Genomic DNA, 26,943 nt, shown 5'->3' on the forward strand with positions numbered 1-26,943 from the left:
GTAGTTCCTTCCCCGGCAAGGCACCTGACGCCAGGGCGAAGGCCGGTCCACCGGGCGCCACAGCGGACCACACCGCAGCATCGCGGCACCGCACCAGGCCGGGCCGGAGGTGACTGCGACGAGGGTGACTGACCTGCTTCAACTCACGTTCACCCGCGCGCAGTTGTCTGCCGTCCGCCCGGACGTGGGCGGACGGCAGTGACCACACCCCTGCGACTTCCACCCTCACAGTTGCTCGGTGGCCATGCGCTGTCCGCCGGCGTCGAGAATGACGAGGTTCCTCGCCACCCCGGGCCCGTCGTCTGCGTCCCACCACTGTGCGAAGGCGGCGGCGAACTCTTCGGCCTCGGCCCGTGAGCTGTAGTCGGTGGACACTTCAACGTCATAGTCGGCGCGGGTGAGTTCGACGGTGAACACGCGGCCGGCATGACGGGCGGTCGCTGTATCGCCCTCATTCCGTGCCCATGCCTGGAAGCCTTCGAGGAGCCGCGGATTCAACTCTCTTTTGGTGAGAGGGCGAGCCGGGGGATGCTGCGGGGCGTCGCCGACCCCGTCATGGCAGCCCTTCACCCAGGACCCGCGGTCCTGGCCGGCCTTGGCTCCCGCCTCAAGGGCACGACGGGCGCAGCCGCCCCCCACCACCTCGCGTACCGCGGCGCCTTTGCCGCCCGCGTCATGGAGCGTCCGGCCTGCCTCGTACCCCGCCTCATAGGCCTTCCTGAAGTCGGGTAAGGCAGTGGGACGCTTTCCGGCCGGGCTTGCCGCACGTGCGCCACCGGAGGTCGGTGCGTCGGCGGAGGCCGGTGTGCCGTCCGTGCCGCACGCCGATACCGCCACGAATCCCGCGGCCACCGCCGCGGCCGCCGCCGTGCGCCGCAGTAAATGGCCTTTCCCCGTACGTGGACTCATTCCTCGGGCTCCAAACATAGGCGCGACTCAACTCAAGGGGTGAGAGCCCGCAAACCGCGCCCTTGGTTCCCACGCCCGGGGCTGGGTGACGGCGCTGTCCGTACTGGCCTCGGCGGTCACCGGTAGCGCCGTGCCAATGGCCGGGGCCCGGGTGTTCCTCGGTCTCGGTACCCGTCCGCCCGACGCCCCGGAAGGAACAACGGGCAAGGCGGAGGGACCGGAGGCCCGCGGCGGGCACCTGACCGCATCCCGGAATCCATGCTCGCGGCCCCGGCACTCCTGCTCGCCGGGGTGCCGGCGGCGGGACTCGCGCCCGGCCTGCGCGCCAGGTCAGGGTCCTCGTCGCCGCTCCTCGCGCGTACCTGCGCGGCGGTCCGTACCGGCGCCGTCTCCACTCGCCCCCTCTTGCGTCCTGCGACGCCCGGAGCCGTGCCGCAGGCCGGCCATGATGCCCTGGTCGGCCCTCCCGTGTCGCGCGCGCGGTGGTTTCGGCGTGAAGTGGAGAGGGCGCCCGGCCGTGGAGGTGCCGCAGGCCGGGCAGCAGAACAGCGACGGCCGCTCCCGCAGGAACGCCTCAGGAACCCATGAGGAGCATCGCAAGGCCCCCGGCCGCTGACCCGGCCCACCGGGCCCGTCGTCCGCGGCACCGTGAGCGAGTGCCCTGACAGAGAGAACGGCCAGGACAGCAATGCACGACAACAGCGGCGAACCGACGGCCACACCGCATCCGAGGGTGTGCGAACTGTGCGGCACGGCCATCCACCGGACCTCGCAGGTCTCCGGCCGGGTCCGCGACTCCTCCTGGATCCACCCTTACGACTCGGAGCAGGACGGTGAACGGCTCCTGGCCGCCTGCAGCCCCGGCCACCTCGACCAGCTCCGGCAGCGCTACCGCCGGCGGCCGTTCGTCAAAGAAGAGCTCTGGGCGGGAAAGATCGACCGTGCCCTGCGCGCACAGCCCGACCTCGACGAGGAAGAACTCGCCGATGTCACGGGGCTGAACTTTATCCAGATCGAACACGCGCTCACCTGGGAGAGCGAACGCTTCCTGGAGGAACGGGCCGCACGAGGCGGTCACGAGGGGCCGGACGGCGGATCCGGCAGACCGAACACCCAGGGACTGAACTGACACCGGGACACCCAGGGGCCGCACTGACACCGGGCTCGCCCCCAACCGGCACCGGGTCCGCCCTCACCCACACAGCTCCCCCGGGCCGTCCCTCAGCGGTCTTGCCTCTGGACGGCCTCGGGGGTGACGGGCGTGAAGAGGTTGATCAGATTCCCGTCGGGATCCCGGAGGAGGAGCGAGCGGTTGCCCCACGGCATCGTCGTCGGCTTCTGGACGAACTCGTCGCAGAGGGACGTCAGACGCGCGTACTCCGCGTCGACGTCGGCGACACGGAACTCGGTGATCACCGTGCGGTTGGCGGCCGGCTCGGCACTGCCGGCGCCGAACAGCGCCACCGTGCGCTCACCGGCGAGCGCAAGCGTGCCCGACTCCGTCACGAGCTCGGCGAACTCGGGGGTCGACCATGTCGCCGGAACGCCGGTGACCTGTTCGTAGAACGCGACGAGGCGAGCGACGTCACGGGTGATCACGCGGAGCGAAACCAGGTTCATCAGGGGCCTTCCTGTCAGAAGTGACGCGTCTGTCAGAAGTAACGCGCCGGTCAGAAGTGACACACCGGTCAGAAGTGACGCGGGATGGAGGAACGCCTCGAACGCTAGGACCTATACCGGACAGAATCCGCCCGGTATATACAGCAGACTTGCCGGAGTGACCACATCGACCACTCGGGTGCTCGCCCTGCTGGAGATCCTGCAGGGCGGCGGCACCCGCACCGTTCCCGACCTGGCCGCCTGCCTCGGCGTCGACGAACGCACCGTCCGTCGCTACGCCGGCCACCTGCTGGACCTCGGCGTGCCCGTCGACTCGGTGCGTGGCCGCTACGGCGGATACCGGCTCGCCCCGGGGTACCGGATGCCCCCGCTGATGCTCACCGAGGACGAGGCCCTGGCCGTTCTGCTCGGGCTGCTGGCCGCACAGCGGGCCGGGCCGGTCACCACGTCCGCCGCGGCGAGCGAGAGCGCCGCGGCAAAACTGCGGCGCGTCCTGCCCAAGTCCCTGGGGCGACGGCTGGCAGCGCTGCCGGCGACGGCCGATTTCACCGCGCAGCCCCGCCCCGCCGCCGCACCGGACACCGGAGTGCTGCTGGGGCTTGCCGAGGCCGCACTCCATCAGCGGCCGGTGGCCCTCACCTACACCGACCGGAAGGGCCGCGGCAGCGACCGCACCGTCCTGCCCTACGGCCTGGTGGCGCACTCCGGACGCTGGTACCTGACCGGCGCGGACCCAGCGGCCGGGGAGGGGGAGGTACGTACCTTTCGGCTGGACCGGATCACCGCCGCCACCGTGCAATCCGGCTCGTTCGACGTCCCGCCGGCCTTCGACCCGGTGACCACGGTCCTGGACAGCCTCGCGCAGACCCCCTGGAGGCACGAGGTGTCGCTGCGCATCCACGACAGCGTCCGGCACCTCCGCCGCCATCTCCCGGCCGACATCGCCACCCTGTCCCCGATCCCGGATGCGGCGGCACCCGAGGGCACCGGCCCGGGCGACACCGAACCGGCCGATACCGACCCGACCGACACCGACCCGGCCAACGCCGACCGGGCAGCCGCCAACAGGACCCACCCCGACAGCCCGGCCCGCCCGGCACCGGCCGACGACCCCACCGGATGGGTCCGCGTCCGGATCCGGGCCGAACGACTGGACTGGATTCCCCCCGTACTGGCCGCACTGGACCGCCCGTTCGTCATCGAACACCCCGCGGAACTACGCACCCGTGTGAAGGAACTGGCCCACCGCCTCGTCGCTCACGCCGCCGCCGGCCAGGAGAGCCCGCCGGGCCCTGAGGCCGGCTGACGGGCCGGAGCACCACCACTGCCGACTGCCGACTGCCGACTGCCGGGGACCAAAGGCGGGGGACCGAAAGTCGGGGACCAAAAGTCGGGCCACCGCGTTCCACTTCCTCCCTGGGACGCCTGGGACACATCATCGGCCAACTCGTCGGAAACGCTGAGCGACGCAGGGTCACGCTCCGGTGAACCTGCAGATCTCTCGAGGAGAATCCGATGATTCGACGCATGATGCGCAGCGGTGTGGTCGCCGCGGTTGCCGCCCTCGCCATGGTCCCCGCGGTGGCGTTCGCCGACTCCTGTCCGCACCCCGCCGCCGGCCGGTACTCCGCGCAGCAGGACACGGCAGCGATGACGACCACTCATGCGTACGGCCGCGTGGTGACCCCGAACGACGTGCGTCTGAACGTCCGTTCGGGGCCGGGCACCGCCTACCCCGTGGTCGGCACCGTACGCGCCGGCCGGGTGCGGGCCCTCGCCTGCAAGACCCACGGCGGCTCGGTGCAGGGCCACCACCGCTGGTACCGGCTCACGCACCACCGGGGCTTCGTCTCCGCCCACTACGTCCACGCCTCCCGCGCGGTCCCGTGGTGCCGGGTCCTCGGCAACTGACGCCGCCGTCCGCGGTGACACCTCAATGATCGCCGGCTGCCCGCCCGTTCGAGGGGGCGAGCGGGCAGCCGGTCCGAGCTCTTGGAGCGCGTGATGGTCACAGAGACAGATGTGCAGGGACCGGGGCCGGTACCGGGACCGGGGCGCAGGGCCGTGTGCCGCCTCGGGCTGAGTGCGGCGGCCGCTGCCGTGGTGCCGGCGGGGTGGGCGCTGGCGGCACCGGCTCCGAGCCGGAAGCTGCCCGCCCTGTCCGCGGCGGGCCGGCCGTTCCTCGCCGGGCGGCTGCGACACCCCACGGTGCTGCAGTCCTTCACCGTCGACGAACGGAAAGGGCATCTCTACGCCCTGCAGGTGGTGGCGGGCGGAGTCCGGCTGACGGGCGAGAAGACGGCACCTTCCCACGCACAACGCGCCGGCAACGGTGACCTGTGCCTGAACCGGCTCACCCTGGATGGCGCCGCGGCCGGGCACATGTACCTGAAGGGCTTCGGTCACGGCGGCTCGATCGGGCTGGAGGACTCCGCGGACGGCGTCACGCTGTGGACGGAGTGGGATGCCAATCCGGCGTCCGGCTACGGGCGCGGGGTGTGCCGCTTCCGTTTCGCGGACGGGCGGGTGCTGGAACGCGACAGTGGCGGACTCGGCACCTACCACCCCGTCATCGGCTCCACCAGCAATGCCCCCGCCCTCGATGTGACGCACCGGCAACTCCTGCTGCGGTACAAGCGGGACGGCATACCGAGGTTCGCCCTGTACGACCTGGACCGGTTCCGGGCCGGCTGGTTCCTCCCGCTGACCGACTTCGCCCAGCCGGGCGCCGGCCTCGCCCTGCCCTTCCAGGGCATGGCCGTCTACGGCACCTACGCCTACCAGCTCCTGGGCAGTGCGTACGGAACGGGAAATCCGGCGTCCTCCGGCGGCAACACCCGGCTGTACCGCATCGACCTGCGGTCCGGACGTGTGGTGTGGCAGCAGCTGGAGCGAACGGCTCCGGGTCTGTCGCCCCGCGAGCCGGAGGGCCTGGCCGTGCTGCGGGACGGGGGTACACCGCGGCTGTGCCTGGGGTTCGTCGACGGCCCGGCGGGCGGCCGCGGTTTCCGTCTGTACGACAAAGCGCTCAGCTGACATATCTGACATATCCCGTTCGGTGCGCGCGGGGTGTCATCGGCCGTCACGGGTGGGTACACATTCCGCCATCCGGGAGGAAACAGACCCCCCGGATCTCCGGCCGGGACCGCTGAGGCGACTCTCCCGCCCGGAGGCAGGTGGTGAGGGGAGGCGCACAAGGTGTCCCGCTGGCGGCCGCTGCCCGACTCGCTCGATACTGACGCGCAACGCTTGGCGGAAGAGTTGCGCGCCCTCAAGGAACGGACCGGGCTGAGCCTGGACGGGCTGGCCAGGAAGACCCCGTACAGCAAGTCCGCCTGGCACCGCTATCTCAACGGCGAGAAGCTGCCGCCGCGCAACGCGGTCGAGGCACTCGGCCAGGTGGCGGGCGCGGATCAGGAACCATTGCTCGCCGTGTACGACGCCGCCCACCACGCCCGGACGGCACCCCTGGCCACGCCGCCCGTGCCGCCCACGGCTCCCGCACTGCCCACGGCTCCCCTCGCGGCGGAACACACCGGCCTCACGGCGGAACACACCGGGTGGGCCCGGCAGCTCCTGCGCACCGCCGGGGTGCTGCGGACCATCGGGGCGCTGGTGGCGCTGACGGCGCTGGTGGCGACCATGGGGGCGGCGGCCGCGATCGTGGAGATTCCCGCACGGGCCGCACGGACGGACGGCGGTGCCTCCCACGAGTGCCACGGCCACCGCTGCCAGGGCCGCTATCCGTGGCGGCCCGGCTGCAATCGCGACGCGCGCGCGGAGAGCACCATCGTGGACACCACCTACACCGTGCGCCTCCGGTTCAGCCCCTCGTGCGGAACCGTCTGGTCCGAGGTGCAGCCACGCTCCGGCGGCGCCCAGAAGGTATCCATCTGGGTCGGCCGCGACGCCCGCCTCACCTCCCACACCCACGGCCGCGAGGGACTTGCCGTCAGCCCCATGCTGGCCACCTCGGACCTGCGACAGGCGGTGGCCTGCGCAAGGGTGACGGACCGCGTGGCCTGCACCGGCGCCATCGAACTGACAAGCCCGGCCGGCTCCCGTGACGGCGATGACTTTCCCGGACCCAAGTTCCTTGAACGGGTGATGCGTTGAGGTGAAGGGGGTGGGTGAGGGGCGCTGAGCGTTCCGCGCCTGCCGGACAGGCGCGGTTGCCCGGCATACCGGCTCCGAGCAGTGGACCGTAGACGTACGCGTATGGAACTGAGCTTGGTGGCTATGTCGCCTCTCAGTGAAACGGACTTGACTGCACCCATGACACAGAACACGCAGAACACGCAGAACACGCAGAAGGCGCAGAACGCATCAACGGACAGGGAGTCGGTGCTTGCCATCGGCGGCACCGGCAAAACCGGGCGCCGGGTGGCAGAGCGGCTGGCGGCACGGGGAGTCGGCGTGCGGATCGGGTCGCGCACCGCCGAGCGGCCCTTCGTCTGGGAGGACACCACCACGTGGGAGGCGGCGCTGGAGAGCGTGAACGCCGTCTACGTCACCTATTACCCGGACCTCGCCTTCCCGGGCGCCGCCGAGACCGTCGAGGAGTTCTCCCGGTTCGCCGTCGCGCACGGAGCACGCCGGCTGGTGCTGCTCTCCGGCCGTGGCGAAGAGGGCGCACGGACCAGCGAGGACAAGCTGAAGGCGTCCGGTGCGGACTGGACGGTGGTGCGGGCCAGTTGGTTCAACCAGAACTTCAGCGAAAGCTTCTTCCTGGAGCCGGTGCTCGCCGGCGAGCTGGCGCTGCCGACCGGTGACGCCGTCGAGCCGTTCCTGGATGCCGACGACATCGCCGACGTGGTGACCGCCGCGTTCCTGGACGACCAGCACATCGGCAAGACCTACGAGTTGTCCGGCCCCCGGCTGCTGAGCTTCCGCGAGGTGGCAGCCGAGCTGTCCCAGGCCACCGGCCGCCGGATCGACTACATTCCGGTCACCTTCGACGAGTACCGCGCCGCGCTGGAAGAGCACGACGTGCCGGTCGAGTTCGCCGACCTGTTCCAGCTGATCACCGACGGTCGCAACGCACACCTGGTGCACGGCGTCGAGGAGGTGCTGGGCCGAAAGCCCCGCGATTTCGCCGGCTTCGCCCGCGACGCCGCCGCCACCGGTGTCTGGAACGCCTGATCCCTCTAGGGTGACGCCGTGGACACACTGAGCTGTCTGCTCGACGGGCCGAAGGCCCGCGGCGCCTTCATACTGAAATCGGTCTTCGCTCCGCCCTGGTCCCTCCGGATCGAGGACCGGGCGCCGGTCTCCGTGGTGACCATGGTCCGCGGGGATGCCTGGGTGCTCCCGGACCACGGACGTCCCGTGCTGCTGCGCCCCGGCGATGTCGCCCTGCTCCGCGGCCCCGACGCCTACGTCATCGCCGACCGGCCGGAAACCCCCGTACAGATCGTCATCGGCCCCGAACAGCGGTGCAACACCACCGAGGGCGAGGACGTCACGGACAGCATGGCGCTGGGGGTGCGTGCCTGGGGTGACGACCGGCAGCTCGGTTCCTCGGTGATGCTCAGCGGTACCTACCAAGCCCCCAGCGAGATCGGCCGACGACTGCTGACCGCGCTTCCGGTTCTCCTCGTCCGGCCCGCCGACGCAGGGCACCACCCGCTGGTCCAGATCCTCGCCGAGGAGATCGGCAAGGACGAGATCGGCCAGGGCCTCGTCCTGGACCGGCTGCTGGACCTGCTGCTCGTCGGCGTCCTGCGCGCCTGGCTCACGGCGCCGGAGTCCGGCGCCCCTGGCTGGTACAGCGCGCAGGCCGACCCCGTGGTCGGACCCGCGCTGCGGCTGCTGCACGAACAGCCCGCCACCGCCTGGACAGTGGCGTCCCTCGCGCACTCCGTCGGCGTCTCCCGGGCCGGCCTGGCGCGGCGCTTCACCCAGCTCGTCGGCGAGCCGCCGATGGCGTATCTCACCAGCTGGCGGCTCTCCCTCGCGGCGGATCTGCTGCGCGAGCCGGACGCGACGGTGGCGACGGTGGCCCGGCGAGTCGGCTACGGCGGGGCGTTCGCGCTGAGCGCCGCCTTCAAACGGGTCCGCGGGATGAGCCCTCAGCACTTCCGCAAGAGCGGCGCAGCCCCCGCCACCCAGCAGTTCACCACGACGGCGCAGACCGTGGTGCTGGACCGCTGAGTCGGCACGCTGTCACCGCGCGGCGCCTCTGGGCACACCGCATCGGACGCCTTCGACCACCAGACGAGGAAGTCGTATGAGCTTCAACCCGACCACCACCCACGGCAGCCCCAGCGCGGCAGACCCCGCGCCCTCGACGGCACCACGACGCGGCAGGACGGCGGGGGCGCTGTTGATGATCGCCACCCTCACCATGGGACTCATGGCCGGGCTCTTCTTCGCGTTCGACATCTCGGTCATGCCGGGGCTGGCGAAGACCGACGACCGCACGTACGTGGCGGCGATGCAGAACTTCAATGCGCTGATCGACGGGAATGGCCTCTTCGGGCTGGTCTTCCTCGGTGCGCTGGTGGCGACGGGTGTCGCGGTGGTCGTCGAACACCGCCAGGGCCGCCGTTCGGCCGCCCTCTGGGCCGTTGCGGCGGGTGTTTTCTACCTTGCCGTCCTGGCTGTCACGTCCAGTGTCAGCATCCCGCTCAACAACGAACTGGCCGCGTCGGGAAGCCCGGCCAGGATGACCGACTTCTCCATCGTCGAGAAATTCAAGGGCACCTGGGAGGCGACCAACATCTCGCGCACCCTGGCCTGCACGGCAGCCCTGGGCTTCCTTGCCCGCGCCCTGATCCTGCACGGCCGGGGAACCAATGACGACGTCCCACCCCGGACGTGACCACACGATCGCCTCGAACTCAACTTCCCTTCAAAGAACGTCAGTTCGACGCCAAGGCACCCTCCTCGCACCCCTAAGCGTCCTCTTGTTCCGAATGGCTCGGCTGTGGCTGTGGTTTCCGCCAGGATGTCGCGGAATCGCGTATTCGAGCCAAAGGGATCCCAGAATGAGAATGACCGACATACCGCTGGACTGGCTGGTTCCCGGAGTCTTGCTGCTCGTCGGGGTGCCGGTGGCCGCGGCGCTGGTGGTGCGGGGCAGGCGAGCGGCCGCGCGGTCCGCCGGTGAGGACTCCTGGGAGCGGAGCGAGGAGCGCAGGCGGCGCAAGGAGACGGTCTTCGCCTCGGCCTCGTATCTGCTGCTGTTCTGCTGTGCGGCGGTCGCCGCCGCGTTGTCCTTCCACGGTTTGGTCGGCTTCGGTGTGCAGAACCTCAACCTCTCCGGGGGCTGGGAGTACCTGGTGCCGTTCGGGCTCGACGGTGCGGCGATGTTCTGTTCCGTGCTCGCCGTGCGGGAGGCAAGCCACGGTGACGCGGCGCTCGGTTCGCGGCTGCTGGTGTGGACGTTCGCGGGCGCGGCGGCGTGGTTCAACTGGGTGCATGCGCCGCGTGGCCTGGACCATGCGGGCGCTCCGCAGTTCTTCGCCGGGATGTCGCTGTCGGCGGCGGTGCTCTTCGACCGGGCGCTCAAGCAGACCCGCCGGGCGGCGCTGCGCGAGCAGGGCCTGGTGCCCCGTCCGCTGCCGCAGATCCGGATCGTCCGCTGGCTGCGCGCTCCCCGTGAGACCTTCGGGGCCTGGTCGCTGATGCTGCTGGAGGGCGTACGGACGCTGGACGAGGCGGTCGAGGAGGTCCGCGAGGACCGGCGCGAGAAGGAGCGGCACCGTCTTCGCAGGCGTGAGCAGGGCAAGCTCGACCGGGCGCGCCTCAAGGCCATCAACCGGCAGCACCGCAGCTGGGGCCGCGGTGGCGGTCGGCAGCTGGCGGTGACGCAGGCGGCGACGGCCTCCGCGGAGGTGGCCGGGCCCGACCCCGCCATAGCCGGCGACGCCGAGCCGACGCTCACCGGCGAGCTGCCGGTACGCGCCCGTCCGGCCCTCAAGGCCGTGTCCGGCGCTGAGGCCGAGGGCGCCGCAGCCGCGGACGGGACCCGGCGGACCGTGGATCTCACCGCCGAGGACGACACCCAGACCATTCCCCGTCTGGACTCCCTGGAGGAGAAACTGGCCGAGATCGAGCGGCAATTCGGCTGACCGGTGGCGGACCGCGCGGGCCGGCATCCCCGTCCATGGGTCAGGCCGGTCCGCCGCCCAGCTCGAACCACACGCTCTTGCCGAGGCTTTCGGCACGTATTCCCCAGGCGTCGGCCAAGGAGCGCACCAGCATCAGGCCCCTGCCGGAGGTGCCGTCGGTGGTCGGAGCGCGTGGCTCGGGACGGCCGGGAACGAAGTCCCGCACCTCCACCCGCAGCCGGTCACTGACCCTGGCCGTGACGACGGCGCCGCCCTCCGCATGCACCAGGGCGTTGGTGACCAGCTCGCTGGTGAGCAGCGTGGCGACCTCCGTGAGCTCGCCGTCCCCCGGCGCCGACCAGCGGCTGATCAGTTGGCGTAACTCCCGGCGCACCTCGCCGACCGCCTTCAGATCCGCATGCCGCACCTTCCGCTCCAGTACACCCGGCGCTCGCGCGGCGATTCCCCCGTTCCGGCTCCCCTCAGCCGTTTCCTGCTGTCTGTCCCGTTCTTCGCGTCGCACAGGCTGACGCATTTTCTCCCCCGCCCCCAACGAACATCGGCGCTCTGCCTCGAACAGCCTCACGGTCAGCATGCCCATCGGATCTGCCGCCATGCTTCCACCCGCCGGCGCGCGGGGGCACGCCCCGCGCGCCGGGTGGGCCGGACGGCGCCCAGTGGGTATGCCTGACCCGAGCCTGCCGTGGACCCCGCGGCAGGGACCCGGACGACCGGAACACTCCCCCGGCAACGGCAACGGCAACGGCAACCGCGACGGCAACCGCAACCGCCGGAGCCCCGCCGGGCCCCCGCCCGCGCCCCGGCGGCGTCGGGGAGTACGAGCATGAGGAGCCGCTGTGCACGACGACCGACTGCTGGTGGAGGGGCGTCTGGAGAGGGCGCTGGGGCAGTTCATCCGGCCCGCGCAGTACGCGGCGCGGGTACCGCTGCGGCTGGAGGTCTGGCATGTGCCGCGCAGCGTCGCCGACGGCCCGGGGGCCGATGCGAGCGCTCGGGGAACGGTGCCGGTGGGCGAGGCGCTGCGGGCCCCGTACGAGCCCTTCGCGGTCGGCGAGGCCTGGGGGCCGCCGTGGTCCACGAGCTGGTTCCGGCTGACGGGTGAGGTGCCCGAGGAATGGGCGGGGCGACGGGTGGAGGCCGTCATCGACCCCGGCTTCAGCGGTGACGGGCCCGGGTTCCAGGCGGAGGGGCTGGTCTACGACGCCGAGGGCGTACCCGTCAAAGGCATCCATCCGCGCAACCGGCATGTCCCCGTCGGCGCGCCGGTCAGCGGTGGTGAGCAGGTGCGGCTGCTGCTGGAGACGGCCGCGAATCCGGCGGTGCTGCGGGATTTCCGCCCCACCGACCTCGGTGATGTACGCACCGCGCCCGGGTGTCCGCTGTACCGCTTCGCCTCGGCGGATCTCTCGGTGCTCGACGAGAGCGTCTGGCAGTTGATCCTGGACATCGAGGTGCTGTCGGAGCTGATGCACGAGCTGCCCGCCGACGGTTCGCGCCGGCACCAGATCCTGCGGGCACTGGAGGACATGCTGGACGTGCTCGATCTGCACGATGTCGGTGCCACCGCGGTCTCCGGGCGGGACGCGCTGGCGGACGTCCTGGCCCGACCGGCCGCCGCGAGCGCCCATCGCGTCTCGGCCGCCGGACATGCGCATATCGACTCCGCCTGGCTGTGGCCGCTGCGCGAGACGGTCCGCAAGGCGTCCCGCACCTTCGCCAATGTCACCCAGTTGGCCGGGGAGTACCCGGAGCTGGTGTTCGCCTGCTCGCAGGCGCAGCAGTACGCCTGGGTCAAGGAGCATCAGCCGCACATCTGGGAGCGCATCAAGGAGGCCGTACGGAAGGGAAATTGGGCTCCGGTCGGCTCGATGTGGGTGGAGTCCGACGCCAATATGCCCGGCGGTGAGGCGCTGGCCCGGCAGCTGACGATGGGCAAGCGCTTCTTCCTGGAGGAGCTGGCGGTGGAGACCGAGGAGGTCTGGCTGCCCGACTCGTTCGGCTACAGCGCCGCATTCCCGCAGCTGGCGCGGCTGGCGGGGGCGAAGTGGTTCCTGACCCAGAAGCTGTCGTGGAACCAGAGCGACAGAATGCCGCACCACACCTTCTGGTGGGAGGGTATCGACGGCACCCGGATCTTCACCCACTTCCCGCCGGTGGACACCTACAACTCCCGGCTGGCCGCCGGTGAACTCGCCCACGCCGAACGCAACTTCGCGGACAAGGGCCGTGCCACCCGCTCCCTGGTGCCCTTCGGCTGGGGCGACGGCGGAGGCGGCCCGACCCGCGAGATGCTGGAGCGGGCCCGCCGGCTGCGCTCCCTGGAGGGCTCCCCGCGCGTCGGGATCGAGCCGCCGGCCCGGTTCTTCGAGTCCGCCCACGCGGAGTACGGGGCGGCGGCACCAATCTGGTCGGGCGAGCTGTACCTCCAGTTCCACCGCGGTACGTACACCTCGCAGGCGAAGACCAAACAGGGCAACCGCCGCAGCGAACACCTGTTGCGCGAGGCTGAGTTGTGGGCCGCCACGGCGGCGGTGCGGGCGGGTGACGCTGGCTACGCCTACCCGTACGACGCCCTCGACCGCCTCTGGAAGACCGTGCTGCTGCACCAGTTCCACGACATCCTCCCGGGGTCGTCCATCGCCTGGGTGCATCGGGAGGCCCGTGACACCTATGCGGCGGTCGCGGACGAGCTCACCGGGATCATCGAGACGGCGCTGGGGGCACTCGGGGCAGCCGGGGCGCTCGGGGCACCGGCGGGAACGGAAGCGGGAGCGGGGGCGGAGGCGGGGGTGGCCGGGGTGCCGATGGTGTTCAATGCCTCGCCCTACGACCGGGACGAGATCGTCACGCTGTCGGCGGCGGGGCCGGGGAGCGGGCCGAAGGCGGACGGGCCCATCGAGGTTGCGGTGCATGTCCCCGCGCTCGGCTCGGCGGCCGTCCGCCCGGTCGGTCCGGACTCCGCCACCCCGCGTCCCGCGCCCGTACAGGCGGACCGCGACGCCGACGGCACCGTCACGCTCGACAACGGACTGCTGCGGGTGGCCGTCGACGCCGACGGCCTGCTGGCGTCCGTACGCGATCTGCACGCCGGGCGGGAGGTGCTGGCGCCGGGCGCCCGCGGCAATCTGCTGCAACTGCACCCCGACCACCCCAACCAGTACGACGCCTGGGACCTCGACGGGCACTACCGCAACCGGCACACCGATCTGACCGACGCCGAGTCGGTCGAGCTGGCCGCGGCCGGGCCGCTGTCCGCGACGGTACGGGTGGCCAGGGCGTTCGGCGCGTCCCGGATCGTCCAGGAGCTGACCCTGCGGGCGGGCTCACGCCGCCTCGGCATCCGCACCGACATCGACTGGCACGAGTCGGAGAAGGTCCTCAAGGCCGCCTTCCCTCTGGATGTGCACGCCGAACGGTCCACCTCCGAAGTGCAGTTCGGACACGTACACCGGCCCACGCACACCAACACCAGCTGGGACGCGGCCCGTTTCGAGATCTGCGCGCACCGCTGGCTGCGGGTCGCCGAGCCGGGCTACGGCATCGCGCTGCTGAACGACTCGACGTACGGCCACGACGTCACCCGCACCCCGCACCAGGAGGGCCTGGGCACGACCGTCCGGCTCACCTTGCTGCGCGCGCCGCACAGCCCCGACCCCGAGACCGACCAGGGCACCCACCGCTTCACCTATGCGCTGCTGCCGGGCGCCGGGACCGGCGAGGCGGTCGCCGAGGGGCTGGCGCTCAATCTGCCGCTGCGCACCGCCGTCGCTCCGCCCGTCCCCCCGCTGGTCCGCGTCGACCACCCGGCCCTCACCGTCGAGTCGGTCAAGCTCGCCGAGGACCGCAGCGGCGACGTGGTGGTGCGGCTGTACGAGTCGTGCGGCGGACGCGCCGGCGGCACGCTCTCCCCCGGCTTCCCGGTCGAACGGGTCACCGTCACGGACCTGTTGGAGCGGCCGGTGCACGAGGAGGAAGAAGGGCCGACCTCGGAGGTGGCGGTGGAGCTGCGCCCGTTCCAGATCCTGACGCTCCGGCTGCGGCCACAGCGTCCGCCGGGGGCCTGAACCGGCCACAGCACCGGCCGGGAGCCTGAACCGGCCGCTGCACCCGCCCGGAGCGGCCGGGGCGACGGTACCTCTATTCTCTAGCGGTCAGCGGTGCGTTTCGGTGAGGGATTCAGGGGGCGGGGAATGAAGGTTTTCTGGGCATTCCAGTGGATACGGCACGCCGACAACTTCGGGTACAGCCATGGCGCCCTGCCGGGAACGATCGGGACGATAGCCGTGCTCATCACGGCCGTTGTCGTGGGCTTCGCGCTCCACCGCATCGACGGCATCCGCCGCTTCCGCTTCGTGGCACCCACCGCGGCGGTCGCCCTCTTCACCGCCGGGGTGCTCTGGCTCGCCGGCAGTTGAGGCGTCTTCGCGCCGGACTACATCCTGGGAATGTTCCGCAAGTTGGAGCGGGCCAGCTGCAGCATCCGGCCGACGCCGCCGTCCAGCACCATCTTGCCGGCCGACAGGGCGAAGCCGGACACCATCTCGGCGCTGATCTTCGGCGGGATGGACAGCGCATTGGGGTCGGTGACGATGTCGACCAGCGCCGGCCCCTTGTGCCGGAAGGCCTCGCGCAGTGCGCGGCGCAGCTGCTTGGGCTTCTCCACCCGGATGCCGTGGGCCCCGGCCGCGCGGGCGATGGCCGCGAAGTCCGGGTTGCGGTATCCCGTGCCGTACGACGGCAGCCCGGAGACCAGCATCTCCAGCTCCACCATGCCCAGCGAGGAGTTGTTGAACAGCACCACCTTCACCGGCAGGTCGTACTGGACCAGGGTGAGGAAGTCGCCCATCAGCATGGTGAACCCGCCGTCGCCCGACATCGAGACGACCTGGCGCCCGCGGTCGAGGAACTGGGCGCCGATCGCCTGCGGCAGCGCGTTGGCCATCGAGCCGTGGCTGAACGAACCGATCACCCGGCGGCGGCCGTTGGGGGTGAGATAGCGGGCGGCCCAGACATTGCACATCCCGGTGTCGACCGTGAAGACCGCGTCGGGGGCGGCCTCCTCGTCCAGGACCGAGGCGACGTACTCGGGGTGGATCGGCAGGTGTTTCTCGACCTTGCGGGTGTACGCCTTGACCACGCCCTCCAGCGCGTCGGCGTGCTTCTTGAGCATCCGGTCCAGGAACCGGCGGTCCGTCTTCGGCTGCACCTTGGGCATCAGAGAGCGCAGCGTCTCGCGCACATCGCCCCAGACGGCCAGATCGAGTGTGGAGCGGCGGCCCAGGTGTTCGGGGCGGACGTCGACCTGCACGATCGTGACGTCGTCGGGCAGGAACGCCTCGTACGGGAAGTCCGTGCCGAGCAGGATCAGCAGGTCGCACTCGTGGGTGGCCTCGTAGGCCGCGCCGTAGCCGAGCAGCCCGCTCATGCCGACGTCGAAGGGATTGTCGTACTGAATCCATTCCTTGCCGCGCAGCGCATGGCCGACCGGGGCCTTCACCCGCTCGGCGAATTCCATGACCTCGGCATGGGCTCCCGCCGTACCGCTGCCGCAGAACAGCGTGACCTTGCCGGCCTCGTTGATCATCCGGGCCAGCTTGTCGGTCTCGGCGTCACCGGGGCGGACGGACGGGCGCGCGGTGACCAGGGCGTGTTCGATGGTGCGCTCGGGGGCCTGCTCGGCGGCGATATCGCCGGGGAGGGAGACGACCGCGACCCCGCTCCGCCCGATGGCGTGCTGGATGGCGGTCTGCAGCACCCGCGGCATCTGCCGGGGGCTGGAGATCAGTTCGCTGTAGTGGCTGCACTCGGCGAACAGCCGGTCGGGGTGGGTCTCCTGGAAGAAGCTGGTGCCGATCTCACTGGAGGGGATGTGGGAGGCCAGCGCGAGGACCGGGGCCATCGAGCGGTGGGCGTCGTACAGACCGTTGATCAGGTGCAGGTTGCCGGGGCCGCAGGAGCCAGCACAGGCCGCGAGCGAGCCGGTGAGCTGCGCTTCCGCCCCGGCGGCGAAGGCGGCGGCCTCTTCGTGACGGACCTGGATCCAGTCGATCGCGGAGTTCCGCCGGATGGCGTCCACCACCGGGTTGAGGCTGTCGCCGACGACACCGTAGAGCCGCTTCACCCCCGCCCGCACGAGGATCTCCACGAACTGCTCGGCCACGGTCCGCTTCGCCATGTCGTGCTCGCTCCTTCGACGGGTGGGTGGTTGCCCCGGCCGGCGTGGTGGGTGCCGCTCTCCCATGAACCCATGGGGCGCCGCGGCGCGCCTCCGGTGTGCCTGCCCGGGTGTCCCAGTGGGTGGCTCCTCCGGGTGTCCCGGCGGGTGCCTCGCCGGGCATCCCAGTGGGTCCCCCCCCCCGGGCATCCCAGTGGGTCCCCCTGCTGTCCCGGCGGGTGTCTCCCCGGCTCGCCTTCCCGGTGCGCCTCGCCGTCCGGTCGGCGTCGGGGTCGCGGTGTGGCCCGCGCTACGACTCCCACACCCCCACGGCCGTACGGTCCTTCGGGTGGTCCCCGGCCCGTAGTTGTGCGGTGGTGAGGAAGTCCACCAGCCCCGGCGGCCCGTCGGCGGACCACCGGTCGGCCAGCCGGGCGGCGAAGGCGGGCTCTTCGCGCAGCGGTTCGGCGAGACCCGCGGTGCACAGCAGCAGGGTGTCCCCCGGACGGGCGAAGGCCGTCCGGAAGAGGAACGGCTCGGACCGTGCCGGGCTCCCGTTCGGGTGCGGGTCGTGCGCCGGGCCCGGGGCGGGTCCGGGCAGGTGGCCGGTGCCCGCCGCCGTTGTGGACAGGCGGGCCGTCCCCGCGGGCTCCAGGTCCTGCCAGGCGCCGTCGCGCAGCAGGAAGAGGCCGCCCGCGCCGACCCCGAAGAACACCCGGGTGCGGCAGTCCGGATCGGCGGGCAGCAGCAGACAGCGCAACGCGGCCGGGTGCCGCTCCGGTGGGGAGCCCCGCTCCGGTCCCCGGCCGCGCAGTGTGCCGTAACTGCGGTCGGTGAGCCGCTGCAGCCCGGATTTGAGGGCACCGCGGCGGTCCGTCCGGATGTCCTCCGCCAGTCGGGTGTAACTGCGGCCGACCGCGCCGCCGATCCAGGTGCAGGCGTCCCGGGCGGCGCGGTGGGCGCCCTCGACGGACGGCCGGCCCGTGGCGACGGCGACCAGGATCAGGGCGTGCCGGCCGGCCCCGAAGCGGGCGGTGAGCAGCGCATCTCGGCGCAGGTCGCCGCGCCGGCGGGCGGCGTCGCCGCGCTGTGAGGCGGCACGCAGGGTCAGCGCGCCGTACCGGGCACCGTCCAGTGTGGTGTCCGGCACCAGGTAGTCGTCGAGGGTGGCCGGGTCGGCGGCGGGCAGTTCGCCCGGGTCGGCTCCGGGGGCGGGTGGGCGGTCATGGGTGGGGCCGGTGGTGGCTACCGGGTCGGCGGTGGCTACCGGGTCGGTGGGGTCGGTGGGGTCGACGGTGGCGGGCGGTGGGGTGTCCTGGGGAGGACGGGGCACCGGGGAGGCTCGGCGGTCGGCAGGCACGCGGTCGATGGGCGGAGTGTCGATGGGCGAGCGGTCGATGGGCCCGCGGTCGGTGGACTGGCGGTTGGCAGGCGGACGATCGGCGAGCGGAAGGCAGGGAGACGGGCGGCCGGAGGACGGGCGGTCAGAGGACGAGCGGCCGGGGGACGGCGTGTGCCTCCCGGGCCCGGTGGACCGGAGCGGGATCGGTGCCGACGGCTCGGGCGGGGAGGGTGCGGGCCGGCCCGGCGGTTCCGACGGCGGCGGGTCGGCCGTACCGCGAGCCGGGGGCACCTGCGGTGCCGGATCGGCCCACCTCGGCCCTCTCAGCGTCCGCAGCGCCGACGCGACCCGGTCGTCGAGGGTGTCCGAGGCTCCGGACGGGCCCACATCGGACGGGCCGGCGCCGGACGAGCCCACATCGAACAGGCCGGCTCCGGACGGGCCGGCATCGCACACCGCGCCGCGGCCCGAGGCGCCCGCGCCACCGTCACCGCCACCACTGCCGTCGCCGTCGCCGTACAACTGCCGCCACCAGTCGTCCTCGTGGCCCCGCGCGGCTCCCTGCTGATTCATGGGCCGTATTGTCCATCGACGGCCACGGCCGAGACAGGGCGCGAAAGAGCGTCCACCGGGCGGCCGGCCTCCTACGGGTGATCGTCCGCCGGAACGCGGCGGCCGACGCGGGTCGTGGGTGCGCGCTCAGGCCCGGCGGGCCGGGTGGCCGTGGGTGCCGGCCGGTTCGCCCTCCGGTGTTGTCTGTTTACCGGGTGACGCGGAAGGGTCGGGGCTGACGGCGGAGCACCTGCGGGGCGCCCGGTCCGGCCGGCCGGCAAGCGCTTCCGGGTCGCGTCCGGCACGCTGGGCCCATGAGAGTGTGCAGCGTACGAGCCGCCATGGGTCCTGCGCCCGCCGGGAGTGAGGCCGGCGCGTGAGCGAGGGCAGCGGGCGGGCCAGGAGAAGCGGCCGACGGGCCAGGAAAAGGTGCGTGCCCGGTGAAGTCGGGCCGGGCGGGCGATGCGGGGCCGGCGCATGAGTGTGTGGCAGTTGGTCGCGGTCGGCCTGGTGATGCTGCTTGGGCTGCTCGGGGTGCTGGTGCCCGGTATCCCCGGGCCTCTCATCGTCTGGGCGGGCGTGCTGTGGTGGACGCTGTCCGAGAAGTCCTCGCTCGCCTGGGTGGTGCTCATGGGCGCCACCGCCGTGCTGCTCCTCAACCAGGCGCTGAAGTGGCTGCTCCCGGTCCGGAATCTGCGGGCCGCGGGCGCACCGTACCGGGCGCTGTTCCTGGCCGGGGTGGCCGGCATCGTGGGGTTCTTCGTGATCCCGGTCATCGGCGGGCCGCTGGGCGCTGTCGGCGGCCTCTACCTGCTGGAACGGGTCCGGCTCGGCAGCCATGGCGATGCCTGGGCCTCGACCCGTACGGTCATGCGCGCCATCGGCCTGAGCGTGCTGATCGAGCTGTTCGCCTGCCTGCTGGTCGTCGGCGCCTGGGCGGGCGCGGTGGCGGCGGGGTGAGGCGTCATCCGATGCGGTGGGCTGCGGCGTGCCCCGTTCCGGCGAGCTGCGGCTCCGGCGAGCTGCGGCGTGCCTCGGTTCCAGCGGGCTGCGGCGTCAATCGGCCCGGAACCCGTGCCCGTCCGGCTCCTGGTCCCTCCCCTGCGCCGCCGCCCCGCATCCGGGTCGACCCGGCGCGCGCACCCTGACGCGGGCGGCCGCCCGCGGGCCGGCCCCGGGCAGCGCGGCCGGCGCCCGTGCGGCGGCACCACGGTCCGTGCCCGCGCCCAGCAACACCGCGCCGTCGGCGAGGGCGATGCACAGCGCGCGGACCGGCTCCGCGACCTCCGAGCCCGGTCAGCTCACCACCGGGCTCGGAGAAGAGACGGATCGGCCCGCCGTCCGCCGCATCCCGCGGGGTGCCGTACCTCCACACCAGCGCGGCGGCCCGCTCCGGCGGGCACCGGGCACGGTCCATACCGCGCGTTCCCCGGCGTCCGCCGTGCCCGGCGTCCGCGGCGTCCAGTGACCGCGGCCCGGGCCGCTCGGCCACCAGCGGACCGAACAGCGGATCCGCACCAAGCCGCGAGGCGACGGCATACGGGGTGGCATCCAGGTCGCACAGCCGACGGATCCGCCGTACGGGCATCACCAGATCCCGCAGACCGGCAGGCCACAGACCGTCCACGACCGCAGCCGACACTCCGGCCGGCTACCGCCGGCCGCCGCCCACCGCCGGCCCCGCGGTCCGCCGGCGCCATTCCTGACACACCGCACCTGACACACACCGCACCCAGCCACCGCGCCACCCCGCCCCTAGCCCGGCACCCGGCCTCCTAGCCTCCGGTCCCCTCCCCTCACCTCTGCGGCCCCCGCTTCCGCTCCATCATGTGCCGCCCCAGCGTCTGCTTCTGCTTCCAGTCCCGGCGGATCTCGGCACGCAGCCGGGCGTCCGTCTTCGCCACGATGCGCTGGTTCTCCCGCAGCAGCTTGCGGTAGCTCTCCAGCCGCCGCACGGGCAACTCACCGCCCTCGACGGCCTCTTGGACCGCGCAGCCGGGCTCCGCCTCGTGCGCACAGTCGTGAAAGCGGCACCCCTCGGCCAGCGACTCGACGTCCGAGAACGTCCGGGCCAGCCCGGACCCCGCGTCCCACATGCCGACGCCACGCAGCCCCGGCGTATCGATCAGCACTCCACCGCCGGGCAGCGCCCGCAGATCGCGCGTGGTCGTGGTGTGCCGCCCCTTGCCGTCCCGGTCGCGGATCGCCTGGACCAGCTGCACCTCGTCGCCGAGCAGGGCATTGGCCAGCGTGGACTTGCCCGCACCGGACTGCCCCAGCAGTACGGACGTGCCACCGGCGAGCACGGCGGAGAGCACATCGATGCCGTCACCGGTCGCCGAGCTGACCGCCAGCACCTGCACGCCGGGAGCCGCGGACTCCGCGTCCGCGACGAGATGCGCCACGGTGTCCGGCCCTCCGGCCAGATCCGCCTTCGTCAGCACCACCAGCGGCTGCGCCCCGCCCTCCCAGGCCAGCGAGACGAACCGCTCGATACGCCCGAGGTCCAGCGCATCGGCCAAGGACACCGCGATCACCGCATGATCGACGTTCGCCGCGAGGATCTGCCCCTCGGAGCGCTTGGACGAAGCAGACCGCAAAAACACCGTACGCCGCGGCAGCAACGCCCGGACGACGCCGTCGAGATGGTCACCGGTCAGCCCGTTCTCCAGGTCGATCACGGCCCAGTCACCGGTACACGGCACCCGCATCGGATCACTGGTCGCCACGAGTGCGGTGTCCGCCAGCACGGTCCGGACGCCGTCGCCCTCGGGCACGACGACATCCACCCGTCCGCGATCCACACGGACGATACGGCCGGGCACGAACCCCCGCCCGGCACAGGGGGTGAAATCCTCCGCGAATCCGTCGTCCCAGCCATAGGCGGTCAACAGGTGCGCGGCGGAGAAATCGAGGTCGAACAACGGGATGACCCTTCAGGAAAGAGCGGTCCCGGCCGTCCGCGCAACGCGCGGCGAAAAGAGCGGAAGTGACGTCGAGTCAGCCGGAGACCACGGGAATGAGATGGATGATCTTCTGAATGCGGGCAGCGCCCTGCGCAGTGACAGTCATCGGTACTCACCTCCCGCTTCCTCAACAGCCGACGACGGCAGCTCCGGGCCGCCGTCAAGAACATCGCTGAGCGTAGAGCAGCACCGGGCAGCAGCACCAACTCTTTTTCGGGCCGTGCCCTTCCAGCGTCATCGCCGCCACCTGCTGGGCAGATGGCCTCGCCCTCTCCTAAGGTCATCGCATGAACGATCGCGTAGGCGGAGGACCCGATCCCTCAGGTCGGACGCTGCGCCGCCTCGTGGGTGACACGGTCTGGGCGGACATGCTCGACCAGTCGTTCGGGCGCCGGCACCCTGTCGGCGACACCTTGCTGCGGCAGGGTGAGCCCGGCACTCATGTGCTCGCGCTGCGCAGCGGGGTCGCCAAGGTGCTCCGGCGAGAGCGCAGCGGAGATCTCACCCTGCTGGCGTTTCGCGGTCCCGGTGAACTGCTGGGCGAGGTAGCGGTGTTGGACGACGACGTGCGTTCGGCGAGCGTCCAGGCGATCTCGCGCTGCTCGGTCTCCGTCCTGAGCAAGGCGGATTTCCTGCGGTTCGCCACTGACCATGACCTGTTCCCCGTGCTCGTGCGGTACGCCCTCGGCAGGCTGCGGGAGTCGGACCGCGCCCGCGGCGGCGGTGATGCCCTCGCCCGCCTGGCGGCGTCCCTGGTGAACCTGGCCGATATCTCCGGGCATTCCGGCATACCGCAGGGGCGGCGTCTGGAGCTTGCCCTGACTCGGGACGAACTCGCGCAGCACCTGCGGGTGTCGCGCAACACGGTCACCGCGTGCCTCTCCGAACTCGAGCCCCTTCACGTTCACACGGGTCGGAAGCGCATCTTCATCGACGATCTGCCCGCGCTGCGGCGAGCGACTGCGGATCTCCACAACTGAGCCCACGGAGCCCGGACAGCCGGCCCCCACGGAGCCCGGCAGCGGAGAGCGCCGCACCCTGTGACGCCCGTCACTGCTCCTCCGCACCGAGTGGGCACACCGCAGCACGTCTCCCCGCGAAACTCGGATGCACCGAACCCGCAGGGGAAAGTCAAGGAGTCCTGATGTCGCAGTTCCGCCAGCCGCTGCCCGAAGCCAGTGCCATGCCCCACACCCGGAGCCGCCACCTTCCTCCCTACCGGGGGATCGTGGCCGTCGACGCCAAGGACTTCACCGGTTATCCCGCCATCGAGCACGGAGCGATCAGCCAGGCCATCCCGCAACTCCTCCAGCGCGCGTTCGAGCGCGCCGGAGCAGCGGACGTCTGGAAGGACCAGAGGTTCCCCGCTTCCACGGGCGACGGGTACGTCTTCGGCTTCGATCCGGCGTGGATGCCGTTCGTGATCCACCCGTGGCTCCACACCCTCCAGGACGTACTCACCGAGTTCACCGTGCACTCCACGGGGACGGTGCGCCTCCGGCTCCGGGTCAGCCTCCACATCGGGCCGCTGCCCGACTCCGGAGGAGAGTTCGACGGCAACGGCACACCGCGCAACGACACCCACCGGCTGCTCGACTCCCGCCCGGTCAAGGCCATGCTGGCCGCCTCCCACGAGAACATCACCAAAGTCGCCGCCATCCTCTCCGACCGCTGCTACCAGGACGCGGTGGCGAGCGGATACACAGGGCGGCACCCCGACCACTTCATCGAGGTTCCGGCGACCGTCGAGGGCAAGCGATTCGATCAGCGGGCCTGGCTGTATGTGCCTGCGCCCTCGGGCAATCTCTACGACCGCCGCATCCTGGGCGACCGGGTGGTCGAGGACCAGGAGGCTCCCGCCGGAGACGGCGGTGAACGGCGAACGGCCGTGCGGGGGACGGCATACCCGTCGGTGACGAACAGGGCGGACCGGGGGAACGTGAATACCGGCACCGTGCACGGCGGCCAGAGCGTCAGCAACATCGACGTCGGCGGCGACTACGTCGGCGGTAACAAGGCGAACACCGTCCACGGCAATCAGGGGGACACGGTTCAGGGCGACAAGAACGAGCACCGCCGGTGAGCGCCGGGGAACGCTCACCCGATGCGGCGGAGTCCGCCGGGGAGTCCCGGCTCGACGAAGAGCCCAAAGGCCCTGCGGCGCCCCGGGACGAGATCGGCCTCGGCGGTGAGGACCTCGACGACTTCGACGACGACTTCGACGGCCCGTCCCCCGCCCGGCGATCCAGGGGGCGGCGCTATGTCATCTGGGCTCCGGGCGGGAACATCAACGCCGGTTCCGTGCACGGCGATCAGCACGTGGAGAACGTCGGCGGCGCGGCCGGCCCCGGCGGCCGGCGAGTAGAGGCGCACGAGGGGCCCATCTCCGCGCTGGAGGTCCTGAACGCCCAGGCGGGATTCGCGGAACCCGAGTGGTTCTCCCCCGCGCTGGCGGAGCTCGACACCGGCGTCCTGTTCGTCGTCGGGGAGCCCGGCACCGGACGCCGCACGGCGGCTTTGAACCTGCTGCACCGTCATACCGGGGGCAGCATGGACCTGCGCGCGCTCGACAGCGATGTGGATCTGTCTTCCTGGCGCCCCACCCATGCCGGAGCCCGCGGGTATCTGGTGTACGGTCTGCTGCCCGAGCACCCCCTCGGGCCTGCGGTGATCGCCAACCTGCGGCGCCTGTTGGGCGACGCCGACGCACGCATGGTGATCGTGCTGCCCGACGAGCCGGACCTTGTGCGCAGCCTGTCGCGTGACCTCCATGTGTCCCCCGTACGGTGCGAACCCCCGCCGCCCCGCGCCGTTTTCCACTCCCGTTTCGCATCCGCCGTACCGAGTGCCGCGGAGCGGGACCGGCTGCTCGCGCGGCTGGAGCCCGGACTGCTGGACGAGTTGCTGACTCCCGAGTTGGTTCCCGCCCAGGTCGCCGAGCTGGTCGCCGCGGTGAGCGGAGCAGGCGACGACGGGCCGGGCCTCACCGGCCTTCGTGACCGCCTGAGTTTCCTCGCGGAGGACGAGGCACCCGACCTGATCAAGAGGCTCCGCGACGACCCCGACGGTCTCGCCTTCCTCCTGGCGACCTGTGTCTTCGAGGGGCTGGACCATCGGATCGTCAGTGAGGAAGCGGAACGGCTCCTCGTCCTGGCGGACGGTCGCCTGGACTCCGTACTGCCGGAGCGCGGCGACGGCGACGGCGACGGCGGTCGCTGTCCCTCACCTCGTCGGGACGGACCGCGGCCCAACCCGCGGTTCGTCTTCCGCCGGTCGCTGGACGACCTGTTGTGGAGGGTGCGCGCACAGTGTGCGCCCAAGGAGGTCCGGGCCGGCTCCGGCTACACCTACGCGGTGGAGCCGGTGCGGTTCACCCGGCACCGGCAGGGGGAGAGTGTGCTGCGGCATGTGTGGCGGCAGTACGGCCAGTTGTCCGGGCTGCTGACGGACTGGATGGACAACGTCCCCGCACACGAACGCGAGCTGGCCGAGCCGGTGGGCCGGGTCATGGGCATGGCCGTCGGCTGGGGCGGCGGCCGGCGGGCTCTCCGGCACCTCGGCAAGCTGGCCGGCTCCGAGCATCCGACCAGCCGCAGGATCGCCGCGTACGCACTGGGCATGGCGGCAGAGGACCCGGTTCTGGCGAGCGAGGTCAAGCACCACCTCTCCGCATGGAGCAGGGGTGCCAACTGGCGGCGGCGCTCCACGGTCGGGTACGCCTGCGGGACGCAGTTCGGGGCTTCCCGGCCGGATCTGGCCATGCGGTTGCTGCGGCATGCGTACCGGGGGCGTGAGGGTGACGAGTATGCCGTCGCCACCGCCGCGCGCCGTGCGGTGCGCGAACTCTTCGCAGCAGGCAGCCAGCCGACGGTCTTCCGCTCCCTTGCCGGCTGGGCCGACGGTGAGGGACCTGAAGCGGAGCTGTCGCTCTGGGCCTTCCCGCATCTGCTGTGGGAGCCCTCCTGGTTCCAGGAACAGCTGCTCACCGTAGGCGAATTCACCGAGCGGTTCATCGAACTCGTCCGGCGGACGCTGAACGACGACGGGCTGTTCGAGGCCACGCGCAACTCCCTGATCAGCTGGTGCCGCACGGCCGCCTGGGACGAGCAGCAGCGTGCGGCCGTGGAGACGTTGCTCAGCGCGCTCGCCCAGGACATGCGGCACGGCGTCCTGCGCCTCTTCGTCGAGATGGACCGGGACGACACGCCCGAACTCGCCGGACGGCACATCGCGCGCCACGCTCTGGACGCCTGGCGGAAGGGCGAACCGCGGCAGTCCACCCCCGCATCCGCACCTGGAGAACACCATGAACACCGACACTGACAAGCCTGTCTACGCTCTTGCTCCGCAGGCCCCTTGGCGGGAGATCCTGCGGCAGCGCTGGTCCGGCCGACTGGACCGTGCCCTGGTACTGCGGGACCGGGGCGGGGTCTACCACGTGGTGGGGGCCCGGTACCGGAGCGTCCCGCCCCGCGGGGCGGCAGGCTTCGGGACGGGCGCGGCGGAAAAGGGAGCGGCCGCGTTCCGTACGAGGCTGCGCGGGTACGACAGTGCCTTCCACGTCCGGCTCGATGAATATCCGGGCACTCGGGCCGTCGCGCTGCCGACTCCGTACGGGACCGAGTCGGTGGACGTGCAGGTCCTGTGGTGGGTTCACGACCCGCTCCAGGTCGTGCGGTCCCGCACGACGCACGGCTGGTTCGCCGTGCGCAAGGACCTCGACCGGCGTTTGCGTCACCTCAAGGAGGAGTACGGCAGCGACCGGCGCGGACTCGGTGCGCCCGAGATGATGCAGGACCTGGCCGTGCCGTACGAGTTGCCGGACTGCGGCCTGGCCTACCGCGTCACGGACGTCTGCGCGCGCGAGGACGAGGGCGAGCTGCGTTTGGGCGAGCCCGGTGATGCCGGCCTGCCGGGTTCCTGGACCGACAAGAGCCGCGAAGAGTACGACTTCTGCACTCGGGCCGTGCGCGAGGGTCCGGTGTCCCTCGCGGCACTCTGGTTGGTCAGGCACCCTGATCAGGTCAGCCAGGTGCTCGACTGGGCCGTGAACCACCCCGGTCTGATCCGGGGGGAGACCAACTGGCAGGACGAGGTGGCCGGCCTGCTGGGCAAGCTGACGGCGCAGGAGCGGCAGGAACTCTCTGAAATGCTGCGTGACCGGCTCGCCGCGCTGGGGCGGCACGTACCTGGTCAGCAGCGCTCGGGGACGGCCGGAGAGGGGCCCCGCTCTCATGCCAACGGCTGGGCGCGCGGCACGGCGAAAGGGCAGCCGGTGTGATGCGGACTGCCGCCGGCCGGAATCCGGTGCGGGGAGCGCCTCGG

The 26,943-nt window shown here is 71.8% G+C and carries 23 protein-coding genes; 16 read left to right on the top strand and 7 right to left on the bottom strand.

Features of this window, described 5'->3' with window-relative positions; all coding sequences use genetic code 11:
* Positions 1-225: 225 nt before the first annotated feature.
* On the bottom strand, positions 226-909 hold the full coding sequence (locus D9V36_RS09780) for a hypothetical protein (protein WP_129293418.1): 684 nt from the start codon (positions 907-909) through the stop codon (positions 226-228).
* A gap of 688 nt (positions 910-1,597) precedes the next feature.
* Between D9V36_RS09780 and D9V36_RS09785 the strand changes: the two genes are divergently transcribed.
* Entirely contained in the window at positions 1,598-2,038 is a 441-nt protein-coding gene (locus tag D9V36_RS09785) for a hypothetical protein (RefSeq protein WP_129293419.1), read from the top strand.
* A 92-nt stretch (positions 2,039-2,130) separates the two neighbouring features.
* Here D9V36_RS09785 and D9V36_RS09790 read toward each other — a convergent pair whose 3' ends face one another.
* Positions 2,131-2,529, bottom strand: coding sequence for a VOC family protein (locus D9V36_RS09790; protein ID WP_129293420.1), 399 nt, complete (start codon positions 2,527-2,529; stop codon positions 2,131-2,133).
* A gap of 157 nt (positions 2,530-2,686) precedes the next feature.
* On the opposite strand from D9V36_RS09790, the gene D9V36_RS09795 reads away from it, so the two are divergent.
* From D9V36_RS09795 to D9V36_RS09830, 8 genes are all read left to right on the top strand, one after another.
* On the top strand, positions 2,687-3,835 hold the full coding sequence (locus tag D9V36_RS09795; protein WP_129293421.1) for a helix-turn-helix transcriptional regulator: 1,149 nt from the start codon (positions 2,687-2,689) through the stop codon (positions 3,833-3,835).
* Between the two features lie 209 nt (positions 3,836-4,044).
* The gene (locus D9V36_RS09800) at positions 4,045-4,440 is read left to right on the top strand and encodes an SH3 domain-containing protein (RefSeq protein ID WP_129293422.1); all 396 of its coding nucleotides are present in this window, start codon (positions 4,045-4,047) and stop codon (positions 4,438-4,440) included.
* A 93-nt stretch (positions 4,441-4,533) separates the two neighbouring features.
* Entirely contained in the window at positions 4,534-5,565 is a 1,032-nt protein-coding gene (locus tag D9V36_RS09805; RefSeq protein WP_129293423.1) for a teichoic acid biosynthesis protein C, read from the top strand.
* 162 nt (positions 5,566-5,727) lie between these two features.
* Entirely contained in the window at positions 5,728-6,645 is a 918-nt protein-coding gene (locus D9V36_RS09810) for a helix-turn-helix domain-containing protein (RefSeq protein ID WP_129293424.1), read from the top strand.
* Between the two features lie 159 nt (positions 6,646-6,804).
* Positions 6,805-7,671, top strand: a complete 867-nt coding sequence (locus tag D9V36_RS09815) for an NmrA family NAD(P)-binding protein (RefSeq protein WP_129293425.1) — start codon at positions 6,805-6,807, stop codon at positions 7,669-7,671.
* Positions 7,672-7,689: 18 nt separating this feature from the next.
* Positions 7,690-8,682, top strand: coding sequence for an AraC family transcriptional regulator (locus tag D9V36_RS09820; protein WP_129293426.1), 993 nt, complete (start codon positions 7,690-7,692; stop codon positions 8,680-8,682).
* Between the two features lie 76 nt (positions 8,683-8,758).
* Complete coding sequence (locus D9V36_RS09825; protein ID WP_129293427.1) at positions 8,759-9,352, top strand: DUF1772 domain-containing protein; 594 nt, start codon at positions 8,759-8,761, stop codon at positions 9,350-9,352.
* Between the two features lie 166 nt (positions 9,353-9,518).
* Positions 9,519-10,604, top strand: a complete 1,086-nt coding sequence (locus tag D9V36_RS09830) for a DUF2637 domain-containing protein (RefSeq protein ID WP_129293428.1) — start codon at positions 9,519-9,521, stop codon at positions 10,602-10,604.
* Between the two features lie 40 nt (positions 10,605-10,644).
* Here D9V36_RS09830 and D9V36_RS09835 read toward each other — a convergent pair whose 3' ends face one another.
* Positions 10,645-11,022 (bottom strand): ATP-binding protein, encoded by a 378-nt coding sequence (locus tag D9V36_RS09835; protein ID WP_129298302.1) that lies wholly within the window; start codon positions 11,020-11,022, stop codon positions 10,645-10,647.
* Positions 11,023-11,440: 418 nt separating this feature from the next.
* On the opposite strand from D9V36_RS09835, the gene D9V36_RS09840 reads away from it, so the two are divergent.
* Positions 11,441-14,668: an alpha-mannosidase gene (locus tag D9V36_RS09840; RefSeq protein WP_129293429.1), complete on the top strand. Its 3,228-nt coding sequence runs from the start codon at positions 11,441-11,443 to the stop codon at positions 14,666-14,668.
* Positions 14,669-14,794: 126 nt separating this feature from the next.
* Positions 14,795-15,019 (top strand): hypothetical protein, encoded by a 225-nt coding sequence (locus tag D9V36_RS09845; RefSeq protein ID WP_129293430.1) that lies wholly within the window; start codon positions 14,795-14,797, stop codon positions 15,017-15,019.
* A 17-nt stretch (positions 15,020-15,036) separates the two neighbouring features.
* Here D9V36_RS09845 and D9V36_RS09850 read toward each other — a convergent pair whose 3' ends face one another.
* Positions 15,037-16,779 (bottom strand): pyruvate dehydrogenase, encoded by a 1,743-nt coding sequence (locus D9V36_RS09850; protein WP_129293431.1) that lies wholly within the window; start codon positions 16,777-16,779, stop codon positions 15,037-15,039.
* Positions 16,780-17,068: 289 nt separating this feature from the next.
* On the bottom strand, positions 17,069-18,673 hold the full coding sequence (locus D9V36_RS42585) for a protein phosphatase 2C domain-containing protein (RefSeq protein ID WP_129293432.1): 1,605 nt from the start codon (positions 18,671-18,673) through the stop codon (positions 17,069-17,071).
* Between the two features lie 456 nt (positions 18,674-19,129).
* Here D9V36_RS42585 and D9V36_RS09860 point away from each other — a divergent pair, with 456 nt between their 5' ends.
* The gene (locus tag D9V36_RS09860; protein WP_129293433.1) at positions 19,130-19,612 is read left to right on the top strand and encodes a DUF456 domain-containing protein; all 483 of its coding nucleotides are present in this window, start codon (positions 19,130-19,132) and stop codon (positions 19,610-19,612) included.
* 4 nt (positions 19,613-19,616) lie between these two features.
* Here D9V36_RS09860 and D9V36_RS09865 read toward each other — a convergent pair whose 3' ends face one another.
* Together D9V36_RS09865 and rsgA are read right to left on the bottom strand one after the other, a co-directional pair.
* Positions 19,617-20,240, bottom strand: a complete 624-nt coding sequence (locus tag D9V36_RS09865; protein ID WP_241721287.1) for an AlkA N-terminal domain-containing protein — start codon at positions 20,238-20,240, stop codon at positions 19,617-19,619.
* Positions 20,241-20,448: 208 nt separating this feature from the next.
* Positions 20,449-21,576, bottom strand: a complete 1,128-nt coding sequence (gene rsgA / locus D9V36_RS09870; protein WP_129293435.1) for a ribosome small subunit-dependent GTPase A — start codon at positions 21,574-21,576, stop codon at positions 20,449-20,451.
* A gap of 329 nt (positions 21,577-21,905) precedes the next feature.
* On the opposite strand from rsgA, the gene D9V36_RS09875 reads away from it, so the two are divergent.
* The 4 genes from D9V36_RS09875 to D9V36_RS09890 all read left to right on the top strand — a co-directional run bounded on the left by D9V36_RS09875 (position 21,906) and on the right by D9V36_RS09890 (position 26,899).
* Positions 21,906-22,598 (top strand): Crp/Fnr family transcriptional regulator, encoded by a 693-nt coding sequence (locus D9V36_RS09875; protein ID WP_241720777.1) that lies wholly within the window; start codon positions 21,906-21,908, stop codon positions 22,596-22,598.
* Positions 22,599-22,762: 164 nt separating this feature from the next.
* Complete coding sequence (locus tag D9V36_RS09880; RefSeq protein ID WP_129293436.1) at positions 22,763-23,701, top strand: hypothetical protein; 939 nt, start codon at positions 22,763-22,765, stop codon at positions 23,699-23,701.
* A complete protein-coding gene (locus D9V36_RS09885) occupies positions 23,698-25,941 on the top strand; it encodes a hypothetical protein (RefSeq protein ID WP_241720778.1) in 2,244 nt (747 codons plus the stop codon). Before D9V36_RS09880 ends, D9V36_RS09885 begins: the two co-directional genes overlap by 4 nt.
* Positions 25,925-26,899, top strand: a complete 975-nt coding sequence (locus D9V36_RS09890) for a hypothetical protein (protein WP_206739634.1) — start codon at positions 25,925-25,927, stop codon at positions 26,897-26,899. Before D9V36_RS09885 ends, D9V36_RS09890 begins: the two co-directional genes overlap by 17 nt.
* Positions 26,900-26,943 lie beyond the last annotated feature (44 nt).

The sequence above is a fragment of the Streptomyces lydicus genome, assembly GCF_004125265.1.
GTDB lineage: Bacteria > Actinomycetota > Actinomycetes > Streptomycetales > Streptomycetaceae > Streptomyces > Streptomyces lydicus_C.